Below are 25740 nucleotides of genomic sequence, written 5' to 3' on the forward strand. Positions count from 1 at the left end.
GGGAACTTCTTCAATAGAGTCTGTGTCATGGAAGGAAAGTAGGAACGTATCGCTAAATTCCGCCCATGAGTCACTCCCTTCCTGTATCCTGGTCTGCGGTTGAGGCAACAGCCCCTCAGACACCAGTGCAAGCAGAAAAACTCCCTAACTACGACTTGGTTTTGCAGTGTCAGACAGGGCACCGTCCAGATAAAGCGGCGTTTGCTGAACTCATGCGGCGGTACCAGTCTCACGTTGACAAAGTTCTCTATCACCTGGCTCCTGACTGGCAAGATCGAGCTGACCTCGCTCAAGAAGTTTGGATTCGCGTCTATCGCAATATCAAGCGTCTCAATGAGCCAGTGAAGTTTCGCGGCTGGCTAAGTCGGATTGCGACCAACTTGTTTTATGACGAGCTACGCAAACGCAAACGTAATTCTAGCCCGCTCTCTTTAGATGCACCGCTGTCGCTTGAAGATGGCGAACTCGATTGGGAGCTTGCTTCAGAAACCCCAGGCCCCGAAGAAGATCTGACGACGCGCGAGTTTTATGACCAGTTAAATGAAGCGATCGCTGACCTTCCCGAAGTTTTTCGCACGACGATCGTGTTGCGCGAGATTGAAGGAATGGCTTATGAAGAAATCGCTGAACTGACTGGGGTTTCGCTGGGCACCGTCAAGTCGAGGATTGCCAGAGCGCGCCACCGACTCCAGACCCAATTGCAGACTTACTTAAACGGCGGCTAGACAAAGTTTAAAGTCTCTGTGAGCTTGCGAGTACAATTGCCCTTTTTGGTGATATTTCATCTACCCTTTTTGGTAATATTTCCCTCAATAGCGGCGATTTCGAGACCTATCTAGCGTGAGTTGAAGTTTCTCAGACTGACTTAGTAGACTAGCGTTTGTTGATGACTGGGTATTCTCATCTCAACTGAAGTGATCCTAAGATGAACCCCGATTTTGATTCGCACAAAAATTCCATGCAACCATCTCCGATCGATCCGTCCACACCCGACACTATGAATAATCAGGTTGAGTCAAACCCTTCGCAGCGCGATCGCTTCGAGTTGCTGAGTGCCTATCTAGACGGTGAAGTGACGGCGGCAGAGCGCAAGCAAGTAGAAGAGTGGCTGGTGACTGATGTGACGGTGCAGCAGCTTCATAGCCGTTTACTCAAGTTGCGTCAGGGCTTCCGCTCTCTACCCACGCCTCAAAGTCAACCGGTAGAAGTGACGGTTGAGAAGGTATTTGCTCGCCTTGACCGCCGCCCTAAACTTTCTCTCGTCTGGGGTGGGACGGCGATCGCCGCTCTATTTGTAGGTGCAGTGACGATCTTTGCGCCGATGGGTCAGTCCCCGACTCCCGAAATGGCAAGAAGAGTTGAGCGGCCTGCGGTGCAGTCTCCTCAAGAAAACCTATCTGATGGGGATGGGCTGTTGGTGGCGCTCGATCAACCTGTCCTGTCGATTCCCAAAACGGCTACCGTTGATTCTAAAGCTCCGACTGGTTTGGAAAACAAATCGACCAGCGCTCACTAGGCTTTATTTTAGAAATCGATGAATCCGGAGTCAGGAAGTTCTTGGCTGCGGATTATTTTTTTTACTGCTCCATCTGCCGCTCACAACTGGGATTCCTTGCAGACGATCGATTTGTGGCATCGTCATCACATAGGCCCAGGCAATCCCTAAAGCGTGTAGGTGGCGATCGAACACTTCGATTTCTTGCCGTCCATATTCGTGATCTTCCAAATTCTGATCTGGGAAGACCTGCTTTAAGTCATCTGGGTCGTGTCGCTCGTAGTCGTCCATAATTTGCAGAATGCTGGGATCGCTAAAAGAAAGCAGAGAGCCATAGATGGGAGCAGTTCCCGGAGTCATGGCAGGGTAGCCGAGCGGTAAATGGTAAAGGGTGCCAAAGGCGATCGCCTCACAGGATTCAACCAGCTTTTGGGCACACGATCGCTGATATGAGTTGGCATCTGGTTTAAGAAGCTCTTGAGGCTGTAGCGTTCCGTAGGTAAAGACGCGAATCAGGGTCATGGGTGGGCGATGGCGGATAGGTTTAGATTAAGCGACTCTGCGCTTAAGAGATGGGCAGTTTCCAGAAGTGTAACGAGAGGGTGAATCCGATAGAATACGGGCAAAGGAGGTATTGGTTATGGCAATTACACTCATTCCATCCTCAAGTCAGCAGACGCAACACATTGTCGTTGAAGGGGTCAGTTGGGCAACGTATCAAGCACTGCTTCAGGATTTGGGCGATCGTCGGTCTTCTCGGCTGGCTTACGATCGAGGTACTTTAGAAATTATTATGCCTTCTGATTTACACGAATTTATTAATCGATTTCTAGAAGCCTTGGTGAGAGTATTGGCTGAAGAATCAAAAATGCGGCTAAGAGGGTACGGTTCGACGACGCTTAATCGCGAAGATCTGGAACAAGGGGCTGAACCTGATGCCTGCTTTTATATTCAGAATATAGGCAGAATTTTGGGTAAAAAGCTCGATATTACGACTGATCCCCCTCCTGATTTGGCCGTTGAAGTAGACATCACCAGCTCTTCTCGTCGGCGATTTGGCGTTTACCTACAATTACAAATTCCTGAAGTTTGGCGATATACAGAATCGCGAGGTGTAGTCATCTATCAGCTACAAAAAGGTGAGTACGTGGAATGTGAGTTTAGTCCAACTTTTCCGATGATTTCTGGAGCTGTTTTGGGGCAGTTTCTTCAACTTGCAGAGACAGAAGATGACATTAGCGTGGTGCGATCGCTCCGTCAATGGCTAAAGAATAATCGCTAAAGACCGATGGCTGAAAACCACTGGCTGAAGACTCAAAACCCCTCTCCCAGTGCCTAACGCGAATAGAATGGGTAAACACTTGATTTATTAGGAGTTTTGATCGTGGAGTCCCGCTATACCCCAGCAGAGATTGAACAGAAGTGGCAACAAGTTTGGACTGAGCAAGGACTCAACCAGACTGCGATCGACAGCAGCAAAGAAAAATTTTATGCCCTGTCGATGTTTCCCTATCCCTCTGGTGACCTGCATATGGGGCATGTTCGGAACTATACGATCGTCGATGTCATCGCTCGTCTCAAACGAATGCAAGGGTACCGCGTCTTGAATCCGATGGGGTGGGATGCCTTTGGGCTGCCAGCCGAAAATGCGGCGATCGAGCGTAACACACAGCCTGCCAAATGGACATATCAAAACATTGCTCAGATGCGGGATCAGTTCAATCGGTTGGGCATTTCCTTTGACTGGGATCGCGAGGTTGCAACCTGTTCGCCTGATTACTATCGCTGGACGCAATGGATCTTTCTGCAATTTTTTGAGCGGGGATTGGCTTATCAAAAAGAAGCGACAGTAAACTGGGACCCGATCGACCAAACGGTTTTGGCTAATGAGCAAGTCGATGCCGATGGTAAGTCGTGGCGATCGGGCGCAAAAGTCGAACGAAAATTGCTGCGTCAGTGGTTTTTGAAGATCACCGATTATGCCGAACAGTTGCTGAATGATTTGGATCAGTTGAGCGGCTGGCCCGATCGCGTCAAGCTGATGCAGGCAAACTGGATCGGCAAATCCGTCGGCGCGTATTTAGAGTTTCCGATCGTCGGTAGCGATCAAAAAGTTGGCGTTTTTACGACTCGCCCTGATACCGTGTACGGCGTAACTTATGTCGTGCTGGCTCCCGAACATCCTTTGACGCGACAAGTCACAACTGGGGATCAACACGTTGCGGTAGAGGCCTTTGTTCAAGAAGTGTCGGGTCAGAGCGAATTGGAGCGGACGGCAGAAGATAAGCCTAAACGAGGAATTCCTACGGGCGGCAAGGCGATCAATCCGTTTACAGGGGCGGAGATCCCGATTTGGATTGCCGATTACGTTCTGTATGAGTATGGGACGGGGGCGGTGATGGGGGTTCCGGCGCATGATGTGCGAGATTTTGTGTTTGCTCGACAGAATGAACTGGCGATCGTTCCGGTGATTATTCCTCAAGAGGGGGATGGGTCTGCTCCGTTGACGGCTGCCTATACCGAACCGGGCGTTTTGATCAATTCTGCTGAGTTTGACGGAATGCCTTCGCTGGAGGCCAAACAAGCTGTGATTCAAAAGGCAGAAAAAGCAGGGTACGGCAAAGCCCGGATTCAATATCGGCTCAGGGATTGGTTGATTTCGCGCCAGCGCTACTGGGGGGCCCCGATTCCGATCGTTCACTGTCCTGATTGCGGTGCGGTTCCCGTACCTGAGTCTGAGTTGCCTGTGGAGTTGCCCGAAGATGTCGAGTTGTCTGGGCGGTGCGGTTCTCCGTTGAGTAAATTAGACTCCTGGTTAAATGTGCCTTGTCCAACCTGCGGCACTCCGGCAAAACGGGAAACCGATACGATGGACACGTTTATCGATTCATCCTGGTATTTTCTGCGCTATCCCGATGCGAAGAATGATCAGGCGGTCTTCGATCGTGCCAAAACCAATGATTGGATGCCCGTCGATCAATATGTCGGTGGGATCGAACACGCGATTTTGCATCTGTTGTATTCGCGATTTTTTACAAAAGTGCTGCGCGACTGCGGCTTACTCAATTTTGATGAACCGTTTCAACGATTGTTGACGCAGGGCATGGTGCAGGGCAAGACCTACAAAAATCCCAAAACGGGCAAATATGTAACTGCCAGCAATATTGCTGATTTGGCGAATCCAACCGATCCGGAAACGCACGAGCCGCTAGAAGTCGTTTATGAAAAAATGTCCAAATCAAAGTACAACGGTGTGGCTCCGGGCGATGTAATTGACAAATATGGCGCAGACACCGCACGTATGTTCATTCTCTTTAAAGCGCCCCCCGAAAAGGATTTGGAATGGGAAGACGCTGACGTAGAAGGACAATTTCGCTTTTTGAATCGAGTTTGGCGGTTGGTCACAGAATCCAAAATCCAAAGTCCAAAGTCCAAAATCCAAACCTCTGATCTCGCCAAACCTGAGAAGGAACTGCGGCGATCGATTCACATTGCCATCCAAGAAATCACCGAAGATTTGCAGGGTGATTATCAGTTCAACACGGCTGTCTCAGAAATGATGAAACTCAGCAATGCGTTGACGGATGCAACTTGTAAAGATTCTCCCGTTTATGCCGAAGGCATTCAGACGTTGCTGTTGTTGTTAGCCCCGTTTGCTCCGCATATTGCCGATGAGTTGTGGCATTCAATCGGACAGGCTGACTCGATTCATACTCAATCCTTTCCGATCGTTGACCCTTCCGCCTTGGTGGCTGATGAAATGACGATCGTGATTCAAGTTATGGGCAAAACGCGCGGCACAATTCAGGTTTCGACTCAGGCGGACAAGGCGGCGATCGAGCAGGCAGCCCGCGAGTCAGAAATTGCTCAACGCTACCTTGAAGGCAAAATGACCAAAAAAGTGATCGTTGTTCCCGGAAAACTGGTGAACTTTGTGATCTAGTTAGCAATAGATGAAAGTAGCGGTTAGAGCGCGATCGCCAAGCGAATCTGAGAGAGACGATTTCTTGTAGCGGACGTTGAATCAAGAAACTCCTGTACGCCTGTTAAGCATTCGTTCTGACCGATACCTAGATTTCAAATTGGAGAGCTTTGGGTCAAAAATTCCGGCTCGAAGTTCTCCAAAATGGAAATGTAATGTCTAAAGCGCTAGAGAATGAAGCGGAAAAACTCACTGAATTTATGCGGATCAAAACGCTCTGATAAATCGTAAGATGAACATAAAGAGATAAAAAAAGAATCGAAAAATATCAGTGATAGAACCTGTTTAGGAATACAGAGATTATTAACTTAAGATAACTCTTAATACAAAACTGATACTTTGTAGAACACGTTAGCTTTCAAACCACAATCTCGCAATAATGGGTTTTGTAGTGGACAGAGTTTAAACTAGACCATTGCGATCGCGATTCACAACTTGTATCAATTACTCAAGATCTTTACAGTAGCGTCAAACTGGTTAGTGACGGCTGTCCTCAATTTCTGGCAGCTATGTGACGCTTCTCAGACTGTACTAACTTGCATCATCGCGAATTTATATTCACCATAGTATTTACCTCAATAGCGGAAGCTACCGAGCAAACTTCAGCAACCATTGCTTTTGGGGTGAGCTTGGGAAATTTGGGTGTCTACTTCGGTTGCATCAGCAAATGCGTTCGTAGTCCTGGAGATTTTTTCTCTAAATCTTAAATGTAGTAACTAATTGATATTGGTTGCATTTCAGATTGGGCCGCGAACTCGCTTTCCAGTTAATTAAAAAATCTTGAAAGATGTCAACCCCTGCGTTTTTTGATCATAATCTCTGTAGTGGTGATACTAAGAGTGTAATGGTCAACCTGATTCGCGGTTTTGTTGATCGCGATGTTGGATCGAATTTAGTCTTACCAAAAGTCAAAGGTGCATATCGCTCTCAGGTGCCCCTACAGGTGCAAATGGTTGATTTGGGAGGCAAGCGTCTACTGCTCAGTTTATATGCTCCCACACACCATCTCAGAAAGGAATTTCCTCAATCTTTGCGCTTTACTCAATTTGAAGGAAACGTTCCTCCCCTTCCGACCTGGCTTTCGTCTTGCACGATGACCGCTGTCGTTGGGAAGGTACAAGGCATTGTCTTTCAAGCCGAAAGTGCCTCAACGCTAAAAATGCCACTAATTTCTCATCTGTTGAACTGGGTCTTCCAGAGAGGTGATGCGATCGTTGCTTTTCAGCAGTTTGCGGACAGCCTGAAACCGATTGGCTTCATCGTCGATCGCGTGCAGGTCGTTCACAATCTAGTTGTCACACTAGAGAGGTTGAAGCGTGGGGTAGAACCAGAGAATCAAGTCTGGTTTTTGCCAGGGCAACCGCTAGTTCTAATCGCGATTAAGCGGTTATGGCTGTTTGTGTTGTATTCTTTGCTTGAGCGGCTGTTGCTTTTACTGACTCAGACCATGAAGACGATCGTGGTTACAGATTGCTCTTAGAGCCTTGGATCGGTGAATGGAGCCTTGATTCAAGCTTGATTTAAGGGGAAGGCGCAGATTGAGGTGAGTGATAGCAATCCCTGATCTATTTCTGCGATTCTAAAGTGTTGTGATGGACGAGTGAGTATTTGTTGGAGAAATCCCCAAATGCTGATTGGCGGCTGTTGCAAGTAGAAGAAAGCTAGACCTGAGAGAACTTCAGACTGGGTAGACCTATTTACTCAGACGCGACCTGAAGTTCAAAATCTCCAGTCTAGTTTTGAGTTAGCTGTTTTTGAAGTTGATACTTTTCGTTGCTGTGTTTCAGGAGGTTGTTTTTTGAATTCAACCTCAGTAACTGTGAATGATTTATTTGGAGGTAGCTGTGAACGATCGAACTGCTTTAATTGCGCTCGTTAGAGAACGGGATGAGAGTCACTCTGATCAAGATGCCAGCGATGAAACGGGCAGCTATGATCAGGGCTTCTTGATCCCCGACTCAACTCTTTTGATGAGAAAACTACCTGATAGTCAGCGTTGGAGCCACTATCTGTTGGAAAAAATGGTTCGAGATAGCGTTGCTCAATTCAATCTTTGCAGCCCGCAAAATTCGCGAGATTAATGGTGTCTTAGTCTGTGTAGCAATTTTCCTTGCGTTTACTTGCTAAACACTCGATCGTTGGCGATCAGCTTTGTCTGGTGTTGTATGACGCATTCGACCCATTTTTCTAACTTGAATCACTCCTATGGCAAGTCGAAGGTTTTGGGCTTTACTCAGCCTCGTTTTCTCGATCGCGGTTGCGTTTTATTGTCGTGACCGTCAGCCTTTCAATTTTGTGTCTAACACATTGGTGTATTTGGTAAGCGTTTTGTCTGTTGGCGATCGGTGCTGTCTGTCTGATGCCTGTACTCAAATCTATCCCAGTTGGATTCGAGAGGATGAGTTCAAGCGGTTGGTAGCACTGGGGATAGCTCACATCCGATCGCCTATTCAAGCCTTCTGAACATCTGGTTAGCAACTCGTCAACTTTTTCCAGGGTGATTTGCTGCGATCGGATGGTCTACAGATGGACGCTTGAACGTTGTTTGAGAAATTTCAGCAGTTCTGAGATTTTGCACCAGCGGTAAGCCCAATTGATATGACTGACCTGGAAGACGAAATCAGAATGCAGCTACTGACCCGACAACCTTGCCTCTGTTCTGCTGTTTATACTCACAGGTTACAGGGCTGTTGTGTCAACTGAATGTCAGCGACGTGGCTTAAAAATGTTGCGATCGCATCGTTTTAGAAGTAGATGAATGCAGAAATCGATCGAGACTACAGGGTGTCACAAACTCCAAATTTCTGATGGTGAATTTCCTTGCAAAACCACAGTGAACTGTCTTGAGATGTAATTAAGTTTTAGAAGCGTGACCTAAAAACTTTTGAGCATTTTCCCGACCAAATCTACATTACTGATCGCTTAGGTCTTCAGTAATATTGTGCATCATAGAATGTCGTTCAAAAAGCTTCTGATATAGATCCAGGGGTGGCTACAGCATTCTTAAAATATTTTTATTCTATCAGAGGTCTGATTCACAGCTTTGATCGAAGTATTGCATCAGTATTGTAAATACTGTTTTGTTACTCAGTAATTAATTGACCATAAGCTGTTTCCTTTCCAATAGATCTATTGATGTAAGTATCTTGAATTATCGTTGACGCAAGTGAAAATGAAGAATTTGTAAATCTATTGACTAATCTATCGTTCATCCATGAAAATTAAGCCATCGCTAAATTATCGGTTTGTCAAAGTAGGGTTCATCAAATAGAGGCTGTTTGTAAAGTAAATCTGTGTAAGATTTCGGCTTCTTTGGTTAGTAATTTCTCAAATCAGCAATCGCTGTTCTATTTCAGAAATAGTTGATCGTGTGGGAAATTTGCGTTGAATCTTCTAACTAAACCGTTTGTTTTTCTATTCAGCTTGTCATTCCTGATAGTGAATGCATGACCTGTTAACTGCTTTTTTTAAGGTGTATCCCCAGATGCCAGAACCAACTTCCCTTCTGACTTCTACGCAGGAGGATGACGACTCAGAACCTCCCTCTACTCGATATTTCTGGTTTGATGCTGCTACCACTGCTCAGTCCGATCGCCGGACTTCATTGATTCTCCCTTATGCACCCGCCTACTTTAGACCAGTCAGTTTTCAAGAAGATTCAAACATGATGTTTGATCACAGTCGATTGCTAGAGTTTGATTCCAACTTGGGAATGACCACCGTCAAGAAAGCGCTAAAAATCAGCTTTAGTAAGGTGCTTTTATGGGGCACTCGGTTTCAAGAAGTTTTTGCTTATTTACAGGGGCGATCGCAGAGCGCAAAATCAGGGAAAAAGCAGGCCTGCCCGCACTCAAAACTGGTTCGCTACATCTGGGGCATTTTCTGTTCTGCGATCTTGTTTTCGACATCTCTGCTTCATTCTGCAATGGTTTTCACCGTTGTTAGCTGGGTGTTTTTTACACGCTTTCTCTACACCCATAGCCAACTGTAGCCTTCTCGGATACAAAGTTGCCCTGCTCGTGCAGGTTAATCCTGATCGTTCTTCTGTGGGCATTCACTCCCGTCAATTTACGCTGACACCAGGTAGAGATCTGGTGAGTTCTCCGTGCCGCATCAACTTGCTACGGCCCGTTTTGCAAACTTCTGCGTTTACTCCGCACTCCCCCGACACTCAGTGATTGCGAGGCCAATCTATGTTCTACGCTTCCCGTAAGTTGAAGATCTTTAACACAAACATTGACAATCTTTCAATGCTGGAGTTTCTGCAAGAGCTTAAGTCTGGAATCGTCTTTACACCCAACGTTAATCACATTGTTAGACTGCAAAAAGACCGCGAATTGCAGAACGCCTACAACGCTGCTGACTACGTAGTCTGTGACAGTACGATCGTGCTCTATGCCTCACATTTTTTGGGCAAGCCAATTCAAGAAAAAATCTCTGGATCAGATATCCTGCCAGCTTTCTATACCTGTCACCGCAGAAATTTAGACATCAAAATCTTTTTGTTGGGAGCCGACGAAGGGGTGGCCCTACAGGCGCAAAATTGTATCAACCAAAAAGTCGGACGCAGAATTGTAGTCGGCGCTCATTCTCCTTCTTTTGGTTTTGAAAAAGACGAGGCTGAATGTTCAAGAATCATTGACTTAATCAATCACACCGAAGCAACTGTATTAGTTGTGGGGGTGGGCTGTCCTAAACAAGAAAAATGGATTTTGAAGTATCGAGACCAGCTCCCGATGATCAAGATTCTCATGGCCCTGGGAGCCGCGATCGACTTTGAAGCCGGACACAAATCTAGAGCGCCCAAGTGGATTGGTGATGTTGGCTTGGAGTGGCTCTATCGTCTGGTGTCAGAACCGAGAAGGCTATGGAAGAGATATCTACTAGATGTGATGCCGTTTTTTTGGTTAGTCGTCAAAGAGAAACTATCAGACAAAGCAATTTTGGATTAGCGATTAGACCAACAACTAGAGACGCTAGACCCAAGATCGAAAATTTTCAATGCTGCTCTGTCCACAGTCCACCGTCCAAAGTCCACAGCCTACAGCCCCCACAAAGCAAGCGAAAACTCAATACGTCCCCAAAAACTCACGCTCTACCAATGAGTTGGGAAGAAGCACCATGATCAAAAGTTCTAAAGCCCGCGAATCTTCTGCATTCACCTCACCGTTTGCGTCGGTATCTCCGCATCCATCCACAATTTCATTGCTCAAGCGGTTGATTGATATTGGAGGTAGTTTGATTGGACTGTTGTTTCTTGCAATCCTTTATGTTCCGATCGTCGTAGCGATCAAGCTCGACAGTCCAGGGCCAGTCTTTTATAGTCAAACTCGCTGTGGTTTACGGGGAAAGCCTTTTCGGTTGTGCAAACTGCGATCGATGGTCACTAATGCAGAAGAGTTGAAGAAGCACGTCAAAAACGAAGGGAGCAGTCTCTTTTTCAAGAATAATACCGATCCACGAGTGACCAGAGTCGGTCAATTTTTGCGAAAAACTAGCCTTGATGAACTGCCCCAATTTTGGAATGTGTTGATAGGAGAGATGAGTCTGGTTGGCACCCGTCCCCCTTTGCCGGATGAGACGGCTCACTATGGCGATCGTCACTGGCAACGCCTGAATGTCAAACCTGGAATCACGGGCGAATGGCAGGTCAGCGGTCGATCCAACATCAAAGATTTTGAGCAAGTTCTTGACCTCGATCTCAAGTATCAAGAGCGATGGAGTGTCGGATATGACTTGATGATCATTTGCAAAACGATTTTGGTTGTCTTTGCTCGAAGAGGTGCTTACTAAGAATCATGAAAGAATCACAAATTAAAAAAATCCAACGAATCAACTCACAGCCATCTACACAACCCCTACCTTTGCGTAACCCTGTTGAGGCAATCCGCCACGCTGCTCTAGCTTTTCTACTCATAGAATAATAAGTGCGAAAACGCTGTAGTATCCAAATGATCGTTTGTCAAAAACAATAATTCAGCCAGCTTCTCTATCAGCATCAGCGAAAAAATTGTTTCTGGCTACACCTTACAGGTGATCTTAAAAGATCATAAATTATTCGATCGGATGAAATACGTCAGTATTAAGTGTGATCTAAATCACGGCAAACTTAGGGATCAGATCGCAAATCCACGTTCTGTTACAGGGTACTCTGGGAGGGTTGAAAACGATGCATCCCTCTGCGGTGTAGTAAATCTTAAGGAGAAGCCTGCCACCTTTAAAGATGAGCCGTCCCCAGTTAACCGTGTGCTAAAAAATAGGATTACAAGTTAATGACCAAATTTGTCGCTGTGCGTTAGTTTCTAAAGTTAAGTTAATTAATTTTTGTCAGCTAAATTAGAGATCAGTCAGATAGCTCTGAAGTTCAACGAATTGGCTGACGTGGAAGTTCAAAAGTTTGTGCAATATTCGAGTCGCGCTCCGAATTCAGCAAGTATGGTTTACAATCCTCCCTTACTCATTGCTCAGGTTACAGATATTCACCTGTTTGCAGAAACCGATCGTACCCTTTTGGGTTTGCCGACTACGGACTCATTTGAGTTTCTCATCGAGCAACTGTATCGGCTCAATCCGCAGCCCGATCTGCTGTTGCTGACTGGAGATCTTTCTCAAGATGGCACCTCGGACTCTTACGATCGTCTGCAATCTCTTTTGAGTCCTTTGGGCATTCCGGTCTATTGGCTCCCTGGCAATCACGACCTGCCTGATGTGATGGCGCGATCGCTCACTCATCCGCTCTTTTTGCCTGATAAATCATTTCAACCCAATGGCTGGCAGGTTGTTTTGCTCAATTCTGCTGTGCCGGGGTGCGTACACGGTCAGCTTTGCGCCGACGAATTAGCGTGGCTTGACCAAGAATTGCAGCAGAATTCGGGGTGCCCGGCGATCGTCGCCCTGCACCATCCGCCCTTGTTGACGCATTCAGATTGGCTAGACACCAGCGTTTTACAAAATCCTGATGCGCTATTTGCGGTGCTCGATCGTCATCCTCAAGTCAAAATTGTTTTGTTTGGTCACATTCACCAAGAGTTTCAGTATCAGCGCAAACAGGTGACTTATTTGGGAACGCCTTCAACCTGCATTCAGTTTGAGCCAAAAAGCTCCAAGTTTGCCCTAGATCATCAAAAACCTGGATTTCGGCTGCTCACCCTTGAGTCATCGGGGCGGTGGCACACTCAAGTCAAACGCATTGCCTATTCTCATCAGCTTGATATGGTGGCGGCAGGCTATTGATTTCGCTGGTGAAACTCAGTTAGTCGCTGGTTGTCGATCGTTCCAAAATGAGAGTGACCAAGAAAATGGGATACAAGCCTCGCACTTTTAGGGCGACTTTGGTATGCTTGTGCTAGTCCACAACACAGGCAGAGGCTCACGCCTTGAGCGGAGGAACCTGTCTCGCAAGGGGTGGTAATGCCTGAGAAAGTTTTGGCTCCTAGGGAGCAGCAAGAATTTTCTCTATTGATACAGCGGTGGGGCGCATCGCAGTGAATTTTGGTGAGGGTAAAGTCGCAGGACTCCCGATGATCCAAGAATCCCCGAACTTCAGGACGGGGAGCCGTCAATGGGCCATCGTTTTCGATCGTCACCTGCATCATTGCCCCAAATTTTCCAGTTTCGACTCGCAGCCCACTCTGCCGTAGTTTTGAAACAAATTGCTCATAGCGTTATTCTGCTATTTCGGGAGCCGCTGCTTGATCAAAAGAAGGTCGTCGCCCCTTGCGACAGTCTCCATACAGAGTGAACTGACTGACTACCAACAATTCGCCGCCAATTTCCTGCACAGAGCGATCGAACCGTCCCCCGTCTCCATGCGGAAACACTCGCAGATCCAAGCACTTGCGCGCCATCCAGTCGAGTTCTGTCTCAGTGTCAGTTGTCGCAATGCCTACCAGCAGGTTTAGTCCTCGGTTAATTGAGCCGACGATCGCTCCATCCACCGTCACCTGAGAAGATTTAACGCGCTGAAGAATGACTCGCATGGTTGAAGTTTGAAGATTTGCTCCCCTCAGAACCGGGGATGAAATCGAGGATGCAACAGGTCTTCGACTGGCTTTCCTTGCTTAAGATGCTGCTCGACGATCGTTTCTACCTGTTCTGGCTTAACTCGACAGTACCAAACTTCGTCAGGCAGCACGCGCACCGTCACTCCCATATTGCACTGTCCCTGGCACCCAGACTCGATCACCGTCACGTTAGAAATTGGATGCGCCAAAAAAGCTGCCAGCACCTCCGCTGAATCTTTTTCAAGACAGTTTTGGTACTGGCAAACGAGAACTTGTAGATGGGTCATAAATTTGGGTCTTGAGCGCTGAAGGTGAAATTTGAGCCTCAAAACTTATTCTTCCCTATTTTCTAAACCCTTTGCCGCGACTAGTGGAGGGAACGCCCAAACAATCGGTGATTTGCGATCGCAGTGTCTCTTCATCCAAACCTTGCCCAATCAGCACCAGTTGGTTTTTGGGGTTGCTGCTCCATTCGGTGTCATCGAGCGAGAAACGCTTGCCGCTCAAGTGAAAAATGTGACGCTTGGGACTTTCGTCAAACCAGAGAATACCCTTGGCGCGAAAGACATTTCCGGGCAGTAGATTGTCTAAGAAATTTTGGAACTTGCGAATATTGAAGGGGCGATCGCTCTGAAAGGAGACCGACGTAAAGCCATCATTTTCTAAGTGATTAGAGTGGTGGTGGTGTTCATGATCGTGGTCATGACTGCACTGCTCGTGATCGTGATCGCCCTTAGAATGATGGTCGTGATCATGATGGTCGTGATCATGATGGTCGTGATTGTGATGTTCGTGGTCGTGATGCTCGTGCTTTTCGGCAGTGGGATCAAAATATTTGTCAGACTCGAATAATCCCACACTCAACAGAACTGCCAACGGAGCCTGTCCCTTCGTAGTTCGCAGAATTCTGGCACCTTCTTTGATTTCTCGAACTCGCGTTTCTAATAGATCGAGATCGGCTTCATCTACCAGATCAGCCTTATTGAGCAGAATGATATCCCCGTAAGCGATTTGATTGTAAGCTGCTTCGCTGTTAAACAAATCCAGACTAAAGTTCTCAGAATCGACGACGGTAATAATCGAATCTAACCGAGTCATATCGCGCAACTCAGTTCCCAAAAAGGTCAGCGCCACAGGGAGCGGATCAGCCAGTCCCGTAGTTTCGACGACGAGGTATTCGATCGCCTCCTCTCGCTCCAAAACTTTGTAAACCGCTTCGACCAGATCATTATTAATGGTGCAGCAAATACAACCGTTGCTGAGTTCCACCATATTATTGTCATCGCTGGTCTGGACGATCAGTTCATTATCGATGCCAATCTCACCAAACTCATTCACCAAAACCGCAGTTTTTAGCCCTTGCTGGTTGGTCAAAATGTGGTTGAGTAGAGTAGTCTTACCGCTACCCAAAAAGCCTGTAATGATCGTGACGGGCAGCCCAGTTTTAGGCGTATCCATGGCCAAATCGGAAGAAGTCGCTGCTGATTGCATAGGGCATTTCACATGAGAGAGCAGGGAGTGGAAACGGGGAAAATGGTTACTCAACCCCCCTTAAACCACTCTTTCTGATTATCGCTGATCTAGACTTGTATGATTATCTCTTAAGCCAAACTGAAGTTCCAATCTGCCCTCATTCATCCCCATGCCGTTATCGCTCTACAACACGCTCACCCGCCGCAAAGAAACTTTTGAGCCGATCGAACCCGGTCAGGTGCGGATGTATTGCTGTGGCGTAACGGTCTATGACTATTGCCATCTGGGTCATGCGCGATCGTATATCGTCTGGGATACGGTGCGCCGCTATTTGAAATGGCGAGGCTATGAGGTGCGCTATGTGCAGAATTTCACCGATATTGATGACAAAATTCTCAACAAGGCGCGGCAAGAAGGATCGTCGATGCAGGAGGTGTCCGATCGCTACATTCAAGCCTACTTTGAGGACATGGAACGGCTAAACGTGATGGAGGCTGACGCTTATCCTCGCGCTACGCAGACGCTGGACGGCATCAAACGACTGATTTACGAATTGGAGCAGAAAGGCTTTGCGTATCCATCAGAGGGCGACGTTTACTATGAAGTGGGGCGCGATCGCTCCTATGGCAAACTCTCTGGTCGCAAGCTAGACGATCTGCAAGCGGGGGCCAGTGGACGGGTGGAATCGGATGATCCCGATCGTCAAAAGAAACGAAACCCGTTTGACTTTGCGCTGTGGAAAGCCGCTAGACCGGGAGAACCTGCCTGGGAATCGCCTTGGGGCGCGGGCCGTCCGGGGTGGCACATTGAATGTTCGGCAATGGTACGCGAATTTTTGGGAGACGCGATCGATCTTCATGTCGGTGGTTTAGATCTGATTTTCCCTCACCACGAAAACGAAATTGCTCAGTCTGAACCCGTCACAGGTCAACCGCTTGCGAAATATTGGATGCACAACGGCATGGTGAATGTCGGCGGCGAGAAAATGTCAAAATCGCTGGGCAACTTCACCACGATTCGCGATTTGTTGGACAAAAAGGGCCTTGATCCGATGGTGATTCGGTTCTTTGTCCTGGGAGCGAGCTATCGCAAACCGATCGATTTCACTGACGAGTCGCTAACCGCCGCCGAAAATGGCTGGCACAGACTGAAAGAAGGACTGCTGTTTGGATATCAACATGGCGAAAAGTTGGGCTGGGATTCAGAGGCAAAAATTCAGAGTTCTCCCGCTCACAGTGCCTTTCAAGCTGCGATGGACGACGATTTCAACACGTCTGGCGGACTGGCGGTTTTGTTTGAGATTGCTAAAGAATTGCAGAAAGCAGGGAATCTGCTGGTTCACGGAGAGCCATCTGGAACTGATGCCCAAACTCTTCAACAGCAGTGGTTGACCTTAATTGAACTGGCTGACGTGCTGGGATTAGAGGCAGAACTTGAAGTCGAAACGAGCGATTCTAATCAAATCAGCGACGCTGAAATCGAAACCAAAATTCAGCAACGACGAGCATTTAAGCAGTCCAAAAACTTTGCTGAAGCCGATCGTATTCGCGACGAGCTTCAAGCCCAGAGGATCACGCTAATCGACAAAGCGGGGGGTGAAACCCTCTGGCATCGCAGTTAGACTGTTAGAATCCTCAAATATTCTGCTTTTACCTGGGTGAGCTAATATTATTCACTCAGGAAAAACTGTTCATGATTCCTCTTCTAGCAAATAATGATTGTTGAATTGTCAAAACTGCTCTCAGCGCTTACGGTTTCTGCCGATTGGGTGGGGCTGAGGGCAACGAGAGAAGCCTCTACCACCCGTTCCGTTCGAGATGGCATTCCTGAAACCAACGGCACCAGTATCACTCAAGGGCTGATGGTGGAAGTCTTGGTCAACGGTCAGATTGGCTATGCAGCAACCAATTCACTCAAGTTTTCCAGCGTGCAGGCCGCCGCCGAATCAGCCTACCGACAAGCGATCGCCGCCAGCGAATGGAATATTCACGCCACGGCTCTCTCGGCCCGTCCTAAAGTGGTTGGTCAATACACTTCACCAATTCTCAAACCTTTTGACGCGCTGACACCAGGGGAAATTAACGAAATTTTGGTCAAGATTTGTCACACGCTCAAAGTAGACGATCGTATCGTTCAAGCCAGCGCTACTGCTTTAACCACCGAAAAAGACACTTGGTTTGTCAGCAGCAACGGGTCTGAAGTTGAGCAAAAATTTTGGCAAATTGGCACCGACTACGCAGCCACCGCCCAAGATGGGGGAATCATTCAGCGACGATCGCACAACGGCTGGCTGGCTCACTGTTATCAAGGCGGCCTGGAATATTTGGTTACGCCTGACCTGTGGGAGCGAGTGCAACAAATTGGCGAACAGGCGATCGAGCTTCTTACCGTAGAGGACTGCCCCACGGAGACGACCACGCTGGTACTGGCTCCTGATCAAATGCTGCTGCAAATCCACGAAAGTGTGGGGCATCCCTTAGAGCTAGACCGGATTTTGGGCGACGAGCGCAACTATGCAGGCGGCAGCTTTATCAAGCTAGAAGACTTTGGACAGCGAGTCTATGGGTCGCCTTTGATGAATATTACCTTTGACCCTACCGTGTCGGGCGAGTTTGCCAGCTATCATTTTGACGATACCGGGGCACCCGCTTCTCGTGAATATTTGGTCAAAGAAGGCATTTTGCAGCGCGGTTTGGGCGGACTCGAAAGTCAGGCGCGATCGGGCGTTTTGGGTGTATCCAGCACTCGCGCGTCTTCCTGGAATCGCCCCCCCATCGATCGCATGGCTAATTTGAACCTCGAACCAGGAACAGCCAGCTTTGACGAAATCATTGGCGGGATCGATCACGGCGTTTATATGGAATCGAATCGATCGTGGTCGATCGACGATCAGCGTCACAAATTTCAATTTAGCTGTGAGTACGCCAAACTGATCGAAAACGGCAAGCTGACCAAAACGGTGAGAAACCCGAACTATCGAGGAGTCACGCCGCAGTTTTGGAGCAGTCTTGTTAAGCTGGGCGATCGCGACACCTGGCAGATGTATGGTACGCCCGTCTGTGGCAAAGGAGAACCCAACCAGGTCATTTGGGTCGGTCACGGGTCGCCGATGGCCGTTTTTGCCAATGTAGAAGTGTTTGGGGGTGGGTCATGACGACAGACGCAATGGAAACCAGTTTTAATCAGTTGTCCGCGACGATCGCCGACCAACTCAGACCCGACGAACAATTTACCTTGACGCTCAACAGTGAACAGAGCCAATTTACCCGGTTTAATCACGCCAAAGTCCGGCAAACGGGCACTGTCAGCGATGGCAGCGTTCATTTGACGTTGATGCACGATCAGCGCAGTAGCTATGTGGAGTTTCCGTTTACGGGAGAAGAAGCGGTCGATCGCGAGCAGTCCCAACAAGCCCTCTCAGCGCTTCGTCAAGAAGTTCCTCAGCTTCCGGTCAATCCCTATCTGGTGCTACCTTCTGGAAATGGTGTGAGTCGAGAAGTGCATGAGGGTCAGCTTCTTTCGGCTGAGGCAGTGGTTTCGACGCTGTTGCCCCCGGTCGCTGATTTGGATTTTACAGGACTGTATGCCGCCGGACTGACCATTCGCGCTTATGCCGACTCAATGGGACAGCGGCACTGGTTTGCTACCGATTCTTTTTCGCTCGACTACTCGCTGTTTACTTCCCAGGGGCAAGCCCTGAAGGGAACGTTGGCCGGCAGTCATTGGGATCAAGCCGCTTACCTGGCTAAAATGCAGGAATCGCGATCGCAGCTAGACCGTCTGGCCCAACCTCCCAAATCGATTCGGCGGGGGCAATATCGCACCTATCTGGCACCTGCGGCGATCGCTGAATTGCTCTCAATGCTGTCGTGGGGTGGCGTGAGTGAGGCTTCTTATCAGCAGGGGGGTAGCTGTTTTGGGGCGTTGCGGCGCGGAGAAAAGAAACTGTCGCCTCAATTTACGCTCAAAGAAAACTTTCATCATGGGTTGGTGCCCCGATTTAACGAGCTAGGCGAAACGGCTCCTCTCGAACTGGCGCTAATCGAGTCTGGGCAATTGGTCAATCTGCTGGTGTCTTCAAAAACTGCCAAAGAATACAATCTAACTGCGAATGGGGCCAATCAAGATGAGGGATTGCGATCGCCCGAAATCACGCCCGGAGATCTGCCCGTTGATCAAGTGTTCGCTGCGCTGGATACGGGTTTGTATGTGTCCAATTTGCACTATTTAAACTGGAGCGATCGTCCCACAGGTCGGATTACGGGCATGACTCGCTACGCTTGTTTTTGGGTGGAAAATGGTGAGATTGTGGCTCCGATCGAGAATTTGCGCTTTGATGATAGCGTCTATCAGTTTTGGGGCAGTCACCTGGTCGCCTTGACGAGTGTTCAAGAATTCATCCCCGATGTCGGCACCTATGGCAGTCGCAATCTGGGCGGAAGCTGGACTCCGGGAATGATCGTCGATGACTTTACCTATACGCTGTAGCGTCGCAGATTTTTGAGCTTTGAATTCTCAATTCTGTTAATTTTCTGATTCATCCAGCTACTCACTAAGTATTCACGACTTTAGCGCAAACGGTTGTGTGTAAATGCGACTGATCCGAAAGGTGAGGTGTGTTTCTTGCTGTTGCCAGGTGAGTTTTTCAATAATTACATCTGCGTAAGCGTTCCAGTGGTCATCGACAAGGGGAATGGGAACGTCGATCGCAAAAATTCGGTATCCTGGTTTCGTTGCTTGATGCGTTGCGTCCAGCGTTAACTCAGATGGATAATCTTGATTCAATTTTAGAATACTGTTAACTTGGCAAGGCATTCCCATACGTCTGACCTAAAATAACATTAGTGTTTTCATTAAAGCCGATGATTGCCCAACTCAAGCACTCAGCCATTTCTCCAGAAGAGTATCTAGCAGGAGAGGAGAAAAGTCAAATTCGGCATGAGTATTTTGATGGACAAGTTTATGCCATGTCAGGAGGAAGCGATTCTCACAATACGATCGCGGGCAATTTGTTTACTCAAATGAGAAGTCATGTTCGAGGCGGTCGGTGTCGTGTGTTTATGGAAAACATGAAAGCGTACATTCCACCGCTAAACTGTTACTACTATCCAGATGTGATGGTGACCTGTGACGATCGTGATCGTTCATCTTCTCACTCAAAATCCTATCCTTGTCTGATTGTAGAAGTGTTGTCTGACTCGACAGAAGCCTTCGATCGCGGGGATAGATTTGCAGCTTATCGACATTTAGACTCGCTACAAGAATATGTGTTGATCAGCCAAAAAAGACAGCAGGTTGAATGTTTTCGTCGTAGCGAAGCAGGCGTTTGGGTGTTTTATTCCTACGATCAAAAGGAGAGCATTCAGTTAGCCAGTTTAGATTTTCAGATCAGTATAGAAGCGCTGTATGAAGATGTAGATTTTGCAGTCAGTGATGCCGCTAATAATGGATCACCGTCGCAAATTTCCGACGATTAGGATCAATTATTAATGCGTTTAAGTGGATTGACGATCGTCAGCTACCAATCAAAAATAAGGTAAAACTTAACGTGAATTCGATGAAGTCCCCCGCTGTGGCGATCACTCCAGACAGCCCCCTAAATCCCCCAAGTTTGGGGGACTTTGAGCAAGAAATCCTGTCCGGAGGTCCCCCAGATTTGGGGGTTGGGGGGCAGAAGCGTTAAATACTGAAGCGAAAAAACTCTATCGAATTCACGTTAAAACTTACGTCTAAAAAAGGGAATTCTTAGATTGAAACTGCTCAACACTTCTCTATGGCAAACTGTTCTGTAGCCAAAAGCGGCGATCGAGTTCTCGTGGCTGTTATGAACAATCAGCGAGATCTGGAGATTGCGCGCGAGTATCGTTGGTATCGAATTCCGATCGCAAGTGTTGAGAAGTTTCTGAAAAAGTGCTGGGAGCCTCAATGGTTAGCGTTTTATCAGACTAAAGTGTTTGAAAATGAAGCTTATGCAATTCGCTATTATGCGCGAGTGGAAAAGATCGAAATCGTCGATCGCGCCCACTTGTTTCCTACAGAACCTCAATCTGAAAAACGCTATTACAAACTAGAAATTACTCCATTAGAGTGTTTAGCTCAACCGATTGTGAGCCAAAAGCATCGAAGAATTACATTCCTGCAAACGACTTTGGAACAGTTTAGAAATGCCAAAGAAATCAGAGATTTGCAGGGCTGAGTTGATGACTCAAAATTAAAGGGTCATCCTGTTCTTGAAGATTAAAGGAATTGGAGATTAAAAACCTCCAATTCCTTTAAAAGCCTTGACTTTTACTTTTGCGCCGTCAGAAGTCCAGACTTCGTTATCGCCCGATTGAGGATTGCGCCAGAAGAAATCAGTTTTACCGTCTTCGTTAAAGTCGGTTATTTGATAAGACCAGTCTCCCGGTGTCGAGGGGAGATCGATCGCTTGATTGTCTGATCCGATCGCATCTTTTCCCCAGACCCAAACGACATTCTTTCCAGTAAAGCGCTCTCGCCAAAAGATGTCAGTTTTGCCGTCGCCATTGAAATCGACAATCTCATATTGATTGGTGAGCGACTGTGACTTTAGAGAACCAGACTTGACTACGTTAGCGCCATCCATGATCCAGATACTGTTTGCGCCAGTTTGAGTGTTGCGCCAGAAAATATCAGTTTTGCCGTCGCCGTTAAAGTCTGCGATCGCGGCTTCCCAAATTCGTGGCAGGGATAGCAGCTTGCCAGATTGAGCGATCGCCAACCCATCCATCAGCCAGACCACCGTTTCACCCGTCGCTTGATTGTGCCAAAGAATATCAGACTTACTATCCCCATTAAAGTCGCCTGTTCTGTAGTCCCAAATGGGCGCTAATGTGGGCAGAGAGCCGGATTTTTGCAAGGTGCCGTCTTTGATCAGCCAGGCTAGATTTTCACCTGTGGTTCCGTTGCGCCAAAACAGGTCAGTCGTGCCATCTTTGTCAAAATCAACCAGAGTTGGTTCTGTCCAGCCAGACTTGCTCTCTAGGGACGGAAGTGAGCTTCTTTGCTTGACGGTGCCCAGATTGTCGAGGAGCGCGATCGCGTTGTTGTTATCGCTGCGTAAGAACACATCAGTCGTGCCATCGCGATTAAAATCGGGCAGCCTTAATGGATTCAGGTTAGTTGAGATCACCATATTTTGTACCTAAAGCCTCATTGGGTTAGCACTTAGATGCACGCAATTGCAGTATTTCTTGACCACAATAAACTTACAAAGCAGGCGACCCCAAAACCGGAAAACTTTCAGTTCGCAAGCGTTTCTCAGGTTGATGCGACTCCTTGAGGGTCACTCAAAGCGACCCCTTGCGGGTAACTCGAAGAGATCGCCTGCGTGATTTCGGTCGAGGTGGTGACAAATCCAAAGCACTGATTGACGTTATACAGCGTTGCCTGCCAGCAAAATTCTGGAGAAGTTGTGGCGGTGCAGTCTTGAATCAACAGACAATCGTACCCTAAGAAATTTGCATCTTGTAAAGTCGCCATCACGCACTGGTCAGCATTAACACCCGTAAACAAGAGTGTAGTCCGACCGAGGTTGCGAAGGATACTGTCTAGAGGCGTATCCCAAAAGCCACTCATCCGATATTTGTCCACGCTGACATCGCTGGGCTGAGGTTCCAATTCATCGACGATCGCAGCGGCCCAACTGCCTTTCATCAATACGGGAGCCTGATTTTTGGGTAGCGGATCGCCCAATCCAACGCCTACACCACTGGGATTGTAAACATGGCGAGTTGCCGCGCTGATATTCAAAAGATCAGGACGATTGCCCCAATTCAGCCAAATCACGGGTACTTGAAGACTTCGCAGCACAGGTAAAAATCTTTGTAACGGTGCGATCGGCTGACGCGCAGGAGAAACATCCACGCCAATATGAGCTAACCACCCATCAGGATGACAAAAATCGTTTTGCATATCGATGACGACGATCGCTGTTTTAGCCAAATCAACGCGCAGCTTTTTGGTATCTGTGGCAACGATGATCGGATGCGATCGCAAAGGAGAACGGGTCAGATCTGCGGTCGTTTCATCAACTAACCAGGCATTTGGAGGAACGCCCAAGGTGTGAAGCGGTGAATTCATAAAATTGTTCAGTACAGTTAAAACCAGCGATCCCCAAAGGGAACTCTCAGGCACGATCGCTCTTCATTAATTACTACGAATGTTGGCTGAAAAGCTGTTCATCGCATTACGAATTGATTGTCCAATCGAGAAATAATTGAAATCAAACTCTAAATTTCAAAAGATACTTCAGATCTTGGCATGTCTGATCAGTTGAGGATTTTGACGCTCGATCGCACCAACCCAATCCGATAAATTAACTGACGACGATTCATAACCGCAGCCATCAAAATCTGTCATTGGTGATAGTCCCGATCGCTAAATTAGCCGCTCAAACCCTTCATTTTGGACTATAAATATCTCACTTCCTCCCTCCTCCCTCCTCGCGAATGCGGGGCAAAGCCCTCCCTCATCCTTCACCCCCATGCGTTTCCCTACCGTTGCCGCCTGTACCCTTGCTGCTCTTTCTGCTTGGGATGTCTCACAACCTGCCAATGCCAACGTTCCCGAAGCTGCAAATTTGGCTAACGGAGCGGTATCAGACGTAGTTGTCCCGACTGAAGGGGGAGCCTCTGTTCGGGTACAAGCGATCGCACCTCCGGAAACGATCGTCTCTCAGCAATTCTCAGAAACGGCTCCTCAAACCACCTCAGCAACCGGGCAACCCGGCGATCGGTCTGCTCAATATTATCAGGACTATCAAATTCCCACGACAGAAACCGCTCAGACATCCCCAAATTCGCCCTTGGCTCAACCTCAACCTTCGATCAATCCGCCCCCGGTTCAGCCCAGTTCTCAACCTTCGATTAACCAGCCGACCTGGATTGTTCCTCAAGCCCCAGCGCCGTCGAATCCTCCCGTTCGCAATGCGCCTCAGCCCACGTCTGATCTGGTCGTGACGGCAACCGATGTGCAAATCACAGGCGCAAATACCGAACTTCAACAGGTGATTCGCAGTAATATTCGTACCCAACCAGGCGGAACAACCAGCAATAGTCAGCTTCAGCAAGATGTCGCCGCCATTTTGAACACGGGATTATTTGCCAATGCGAGTGTAAACAGTCGGCCGAATTCCAATGGGTTGAGTGTGACGTTTCAAGTCCAACCGATCGTCGTTCGTTCTCTCCAACTTGTCGGCGCGCAGAGCCTCACTCCCGCGATCGCCAACGACTTTCTCAAAGCTCAACTGGGCGCGATCGTCAGTCCCGCTGCTCTCAATCAAGGCGCAAACCAAATTAATCAGTGGTACGCCAAGAATGGATTTAATCTGGCGCGAGTGGTGGCGGTTTCTCCGAGTCGAGACGGCGTAGTGACGATCGAAGTGGCAGAAGGCACGATCGGCGAGATCAAAGTCCAATTTACCGATGAGCAGGGCAAAACTGTTGACGAAAAAGGCGAGCCGATTCGCGGTAGAACTCAAGAAAGCTTTATCAAGCAGCAGTTGCAGACTCGTCCGGGGCAAATTTTTAGAGAAGACGTGGCTCGCCAAGATTTACAACGGCTCGTCAACACAGGCTTGTTTAGCAATGCGCGAGTCGATCTCCAAGGCGATGCCCGCAAGCTGGATGTTGTCTATGTTGTGACCGAAGCCCGCAGTCGATCGGCTAACCTGAGTGGCGGATTCAATGATGATTTGGGCATCTATGGCAGTGTCAACTACAGCGATCGCAACGTCGGCGGCATCGGACAAACGATCAGCGGTAACGTTCTAGCCGGGACGAAGGATGTACAGTTCGACGGTCGCTTTGTCAGCCCATACCGCTCGACTGAACCTGACAAACTGGGCTACAGCGCCAACTTTTTCCGACGACGAGGCATTTCTCGTGTGTTTGACGACGATGAGAGCAAACTGGCCAACGGCGATCGAGCGCGAGAAGGTCGATTTGGCGGCGGCGTTGAGGTCAATCGTCCCCTGGGCAATAACTGGAACGGCTCACTAGGACTCAATTACACCCGCGTTAGTTTACGAGATGCTGCTGGTGATGTGACAAGGCGTGATCGTGATGGCAGTCCGCTTTCGTTTAGTGGAACGGGCATTGACGATCTGGTGACGGTCGGATTCAACGCGACCCGCGACCTGCGCGACAACACCATCAACCCCACTCAAGGATCGCTATTGACGCTGAGTACTGAGCAGTCGTTACCGATCGGTCAGGGCAACATTCTTTCTAATCGTCTGCAAGCCAACTACACCGAGTACCGACCCGTCAATCTGTTGAACTCAATGCAAACTCAAAAGCAGCCAGAAGTTCTCGCTTTTAATGTGCAGGCAGGGACGACGATCGGCGATTTGCCTCCCTACAACGCCTTTACGCTGGGCGGGCCTAATTCAGTTCGGGGTTACGGTGGCAGCGAAGTGGGTATTGGTCGCAGTTACCTATTAGCTTCGGCAGAATATCGCTTTCCGATTTACCGAATTGTCGGCGGTGCCCTGTTTGCTGATTTTGCCTCTGATTTGGGGTCAGCTAAGGGCGTTTTGGGCGAACCGGGGGTCGATCGTAATCGTCCGGGAGCCGGATTTGGCATCGGTGCAGGACTCCGACTAAACTCTCCTCTAGGAATTATTCGAGCCGATTTTGGGGTGAATGATCAAGGGGCAACTCGACTTCAATTTGGAGTGGGTCAAAAATTCTAATTCACCTGGGTTTTGTCTCAAGTTACTTCTGAAACTTCTGATAAAACAATCAATCTCTAAACTCCGCGCTTCA

The 25740-nt window shown here is 48.1% G+C and carries 23 protein-coding genes and 1 pseudogene; 17 read left to right on the forward strand and 7 right to left on the reverse strand.

Annotation, left to right across the window (positions count from 1 at the left end; translation table 11 throughout):
* Nucleotides 1–65: 65 nt before the first annotated feature.
* The gene (locus ACJ2PR_RS00830) at nt 66–725 is read left to right on the forward strand and encodes a sigma-70 family RNA polymerase sigma factor (RefSeq protein ID WP_446858815.1); all 660 of its coding nucleotides are present in this window, start codon (nt 66–68) and stop codon (nt 723–725) included.
* Between the two features lie 233 nt (nt 726–958).
* Entirely contained in the window at nt 959–1516 is a 558-nt protein-coding gene (locus ACJ2PR_RS00835; RefSeq protein WP_446875571.1) for an anti-sigma factor family protein, read from the forward strand.
* A 30-nt stretch (nt 1517–1546) separates the two neighbouring features.
* Here the strand turns inward: ACJ2PR_RS00835 and ACJ2PR_RS00840 are convergent, their stop codons facing one another.
* Complete coding sequence (locus ACJ2PR_RS00840) at nt 1547–2017, reverse strand: gamma-glutamylcyclotransferase family protein (RefSeq protein WP_446875572.1); 471 nt, start codon at nt 2015–2017, stop codon at nt 1547–1549.
* Between the two features lie 118 nt (nt 2018–2135).
* On the opposite strand from ACJ2PR_RS00840, the gene ACJ2PR_RS00845 reads away from it, so the two are divergent.
* The 9 genes from ACJ2PR_RS00845 (at nt 2136) to cpdA (ending at nt 12710) form a co-directional block, all read left to right on the forward strand.
* On the forward strand, nt 2136–2777 hold the full coding sequence (locus ACJ2PR_RS00845; RefSeq protein WP_446866271.1) for a Uma2 family endonuclease: 642 nt from the start codon (nt 2136–2138) through the stop codon (nt 2775–2777).
* A gap of 102 nt (nt 2778–2879) precedes the next feature.
* On the forward strand, nt 2880–5438 hold the full coding sequence (leuS, locus tag ACJ2PR_RS00850) for a leucine--tRNA ligase (protein WP_446875573.1): 2559 nt from the start codon (nt 2880–2882) through the stop codon (nt 5436–5438).
* A gap of 883 nt (nt 5439–6321) precedes the next feature.
* On the forward strand, nt 6322–6957 hold the full coding sequence (locus ACJ2PR_RS00855; RefSeq protein WP_446875574.1) for a hypothetical protein: 636 nt from the start codon (nt 6322–6324) through the stop codon (nt 6955–6957).
* Nucleotides 6958–7321: 364 nt separating this feature from the next.
* Nucleotides 7322–7558, forward strand: a complete 237-nt coding sequence (locus tag ACJ2PR_RS00860; protein ID WP_446858822.1) for a hypothetical protein — start codon at nt 7322–7324, stop codon at nt 7556–7558.
* Nucleotides 7559–7682: 124 nt separating this feature from the next.
* A complete protein-coding gene (locus ACJ2PR_RS00865) occupies nt 7683–7940 on the forward strand; it encodes a hypothetical protein (RefSeq protein ID WP_446875575.1) in 258 nt (85 codons plus the stop codon).
* Nucleotides 7941–8919: 979 nt separating this feature from the next.
* The gene (locus ACJ2PR_RS00870; RefSeq protein ID WP_446875576.1) at nt 8920–9468 is read left to right on the forward strand and encodes a hypothetical protein; all 549 of its coding nucleotides are present in this window, start codon (nt 8920–8922) and stop codon (nt 9466–9468) included.
* 202 nt (nt 9469–9670) lie between these two features.
* Nucleotides 9671–10429 (forward strand): WecB/TagA/CpsF family glycosyltransferase, encoded by a 759-nt coding sequence (locus ACJ2PR_RS00875; protein ID WP_446875577.1) that lies wholly within the window; start codon nt 9671–9673, stop codon nt 10427–10429.
* 169 nt (nt 10430–10598) lie between these two features.
* Entirely contained in the window at nt 10599–11270 is a 672-nt protein-coding gene (locus ACJ2PR_RS00880) for a sugar transferase (protein WP_446875578.1), read from the forward strand.
* A 588-nt stretch (nt 11271–11858) separates the two neighbouring features.
* On the forward strand, nt 11859–12710 hold the full coding sequence (cpdA, locus tag ACJ2PR_RS00885) for a 3',5'-cyclic-AMP phosphodiesterase (protein WP_446875618.1): 852 nt from the start codon (nt 11859–11861) through the stop codon (nt 12708–12710).
* Here the strand turns inward: cpdA and dtd are convergent.
* From dtd to ACJ2PR_RS00900, 3 genes and pseudogenes are all read right to left on the reverse strand, one after another.
* Nucleotides 12704–13456, reverse strand: a pseudogene (dtd, locus tag ACJ2PR_RS00890) (D-aminoacyl-tRNA deacylase). The gene cpdA and the pseudogene dtd overlap by 7 nt on opposite strands.
* Before the next feature lie 26 nt (nt 13457–13482).
* Complete coding sequence (locus tag ACJ2PR_RS00895) at nt 13483–13767, reverse strand: (2Fe-2S) ferredoxin domain-containing protein (protein ID WP_446858829.1); 285 nt, start codon at nt 13765–13767, stop codon at nt 13483–13485.
* A 55-nt stretch (nt 13768–13822) separates the two neighbouring features.
* Nucleotides 13823–14971 carry a CobW family GTP-binding protein gene (locus tag ACJ2PR_RS00900; protein WP_446875579.1) on the reverse strand — a complete coding sequence of 383 codons (1149 nt, stop codon included), beginning with the start codon at nt 14969–14971 and terminating at the stop codon, nt 13823–13825.
* Between the two features lie 151 nt (nt 14972–15122).
* Between ACJ2PR_RS00900 and cysS the strand changes: the two genes are divergently transcribed.
* The 3 genes from cysS (at nt 15123) to ACJ2PR_RS00915 (ending at nt 19441) form a co-directional block, all read left to right on the forward strand.
* Nucleotides 15123–16574: a cysteine--tRNA ligase gene (gene cysS / locus ACJ2PR_RS00905; protein ID WP_446875580.1), complete on the forward strand. Its 1452-nt coding sequence runs from the start codon at nt 15123–15125 to the stop codon at nt 16572–16574.
* Between the two features lie 93 nt (nt 16575–16667).
* Entirely contained in the window at nt 16668–18107 is a 1440-nt protein-coding gene (locus tag ACJ2PR_RS00910; protein WP_446875581.1) for a TldD/PmbA family protein, read from the forward strand.
* Nucleotides 18104–19441: a TldD/PmbA family protein gene (locus ACJ2PR_RS00915; RefSeq protein WP_446875582.1), complete on the forward strand. Its 1338-nt coding sequence runs from the start codon at nt 18104–18106 to the stop codon at nt 19439–19441. The genes ACJ2PR_RS00910 and ACJ2PR_RS00915 overlap by 4 nt, the downstream gene beginning before the upstream one ends.
* A 72-nt stretch (nt 19442–19513) precedes the next feature.
* Here ACJ2PR_RS00915 and ACJ2PR_RS00920 read toward each other — a convergent pair whose 3' ends face one another.
* Nucleotides 19514–19774, reverse strand: coding sequence for a DUF2584 family protein (locus ACJ2PR_RS00920; protein ID WP_446875583.1), 261 nt, complete (start codon nt 19772–19774; stop codon nt 19514–19516).
* 23 nt (nt 19775–19797) lie between these two features.
* Between ACJ2PR_RS00920 and ACJ2PR_RS00925 the strand changes: the two genes are divergently transcribed.
* Together ACJ2PR_RS00925 and ACJ2PR_RS00930 are read left to right on the forward strand one after the other, a co-directional pair.
* Nucleotides 19798–20430 carry a Uma2 family endonuclease gene (locus ACJ2PR_RS00925; RefSeq protein WP_446875584.1) on the forward strand — a complete coding sequence of 211 codons (633 nt, stop codon included), beginning with the start codon at nt 19798–19800 and terminating at the stop codon, nt 20428–20430.
* A gap of 296 nt (nt 20431–20726) precedes the next feature.
* The gene (locus ACJ2PR_RS00930; RefSeq protein ID WP_446871404.1) at nt 20727–21149 is read left to right on the forward strand and encodes a hypothetical protein; all 423 of its coding nucleotides are present in this window, start codon (nt 20727–20729) and stop codon (nt 21147–21149) included.
* 57 nt (nt 21150–21206) lie between these two features.
* Here the strand turns inward: ACJ2PR_RS00930 and ACJ2PR_RS00935 are convergent, their stop codons facing one another.
* Both ACJ2PR_RS00935 and ACJ2PR_RS00940 read right to left on the reverse strand, forming a co-directional pair.
* Nucleotides 21207–22106, reverse strand: a complete 900-nt coding sequence (locus ACJ2PR_RS00935) for an FG-GAP repeat domain-containing protein (protein WP_446875585.1) — start codon at nt 22104–22106, stop codon at nt 21207–21209.
* Nucleotides 22107–22231: 125 nt separating this feature from the next.
* Complete coding sequence (locus ACJ2PR_RS00940) at nt 22232–23053, reverse strand: cysteine hydrolase family protein (RefSeq protein ID WP_446875586.1); 822 nt, start codon at nt 23051–23053, stop codon at nt 22232–22234.
* 403 nt (nt 23054–23456) lie between these two features.
* Here ACJ2PR_RS00940 and ACJ2PR_RS00945 point away from each other — a divergent pair, with 403 nt between their 5' ends.
* Nucleotides 23457–25667: a BamA/TamA family outer membrane protein gene (locus ACJ2PR_RS00945; RefSeq protein WP_446875587.1), complete on the forward strand. Its 2211-nt coding sequence runs from the start codon at nt 23457–23459 to the stop codon at nt 25665–25667.
* Nucleotides 25668–25740 lie beyond the last annotated feature (73 nt).

The organism is Phormidesmis sp. 146-33 (assembly GCF_052939515.1).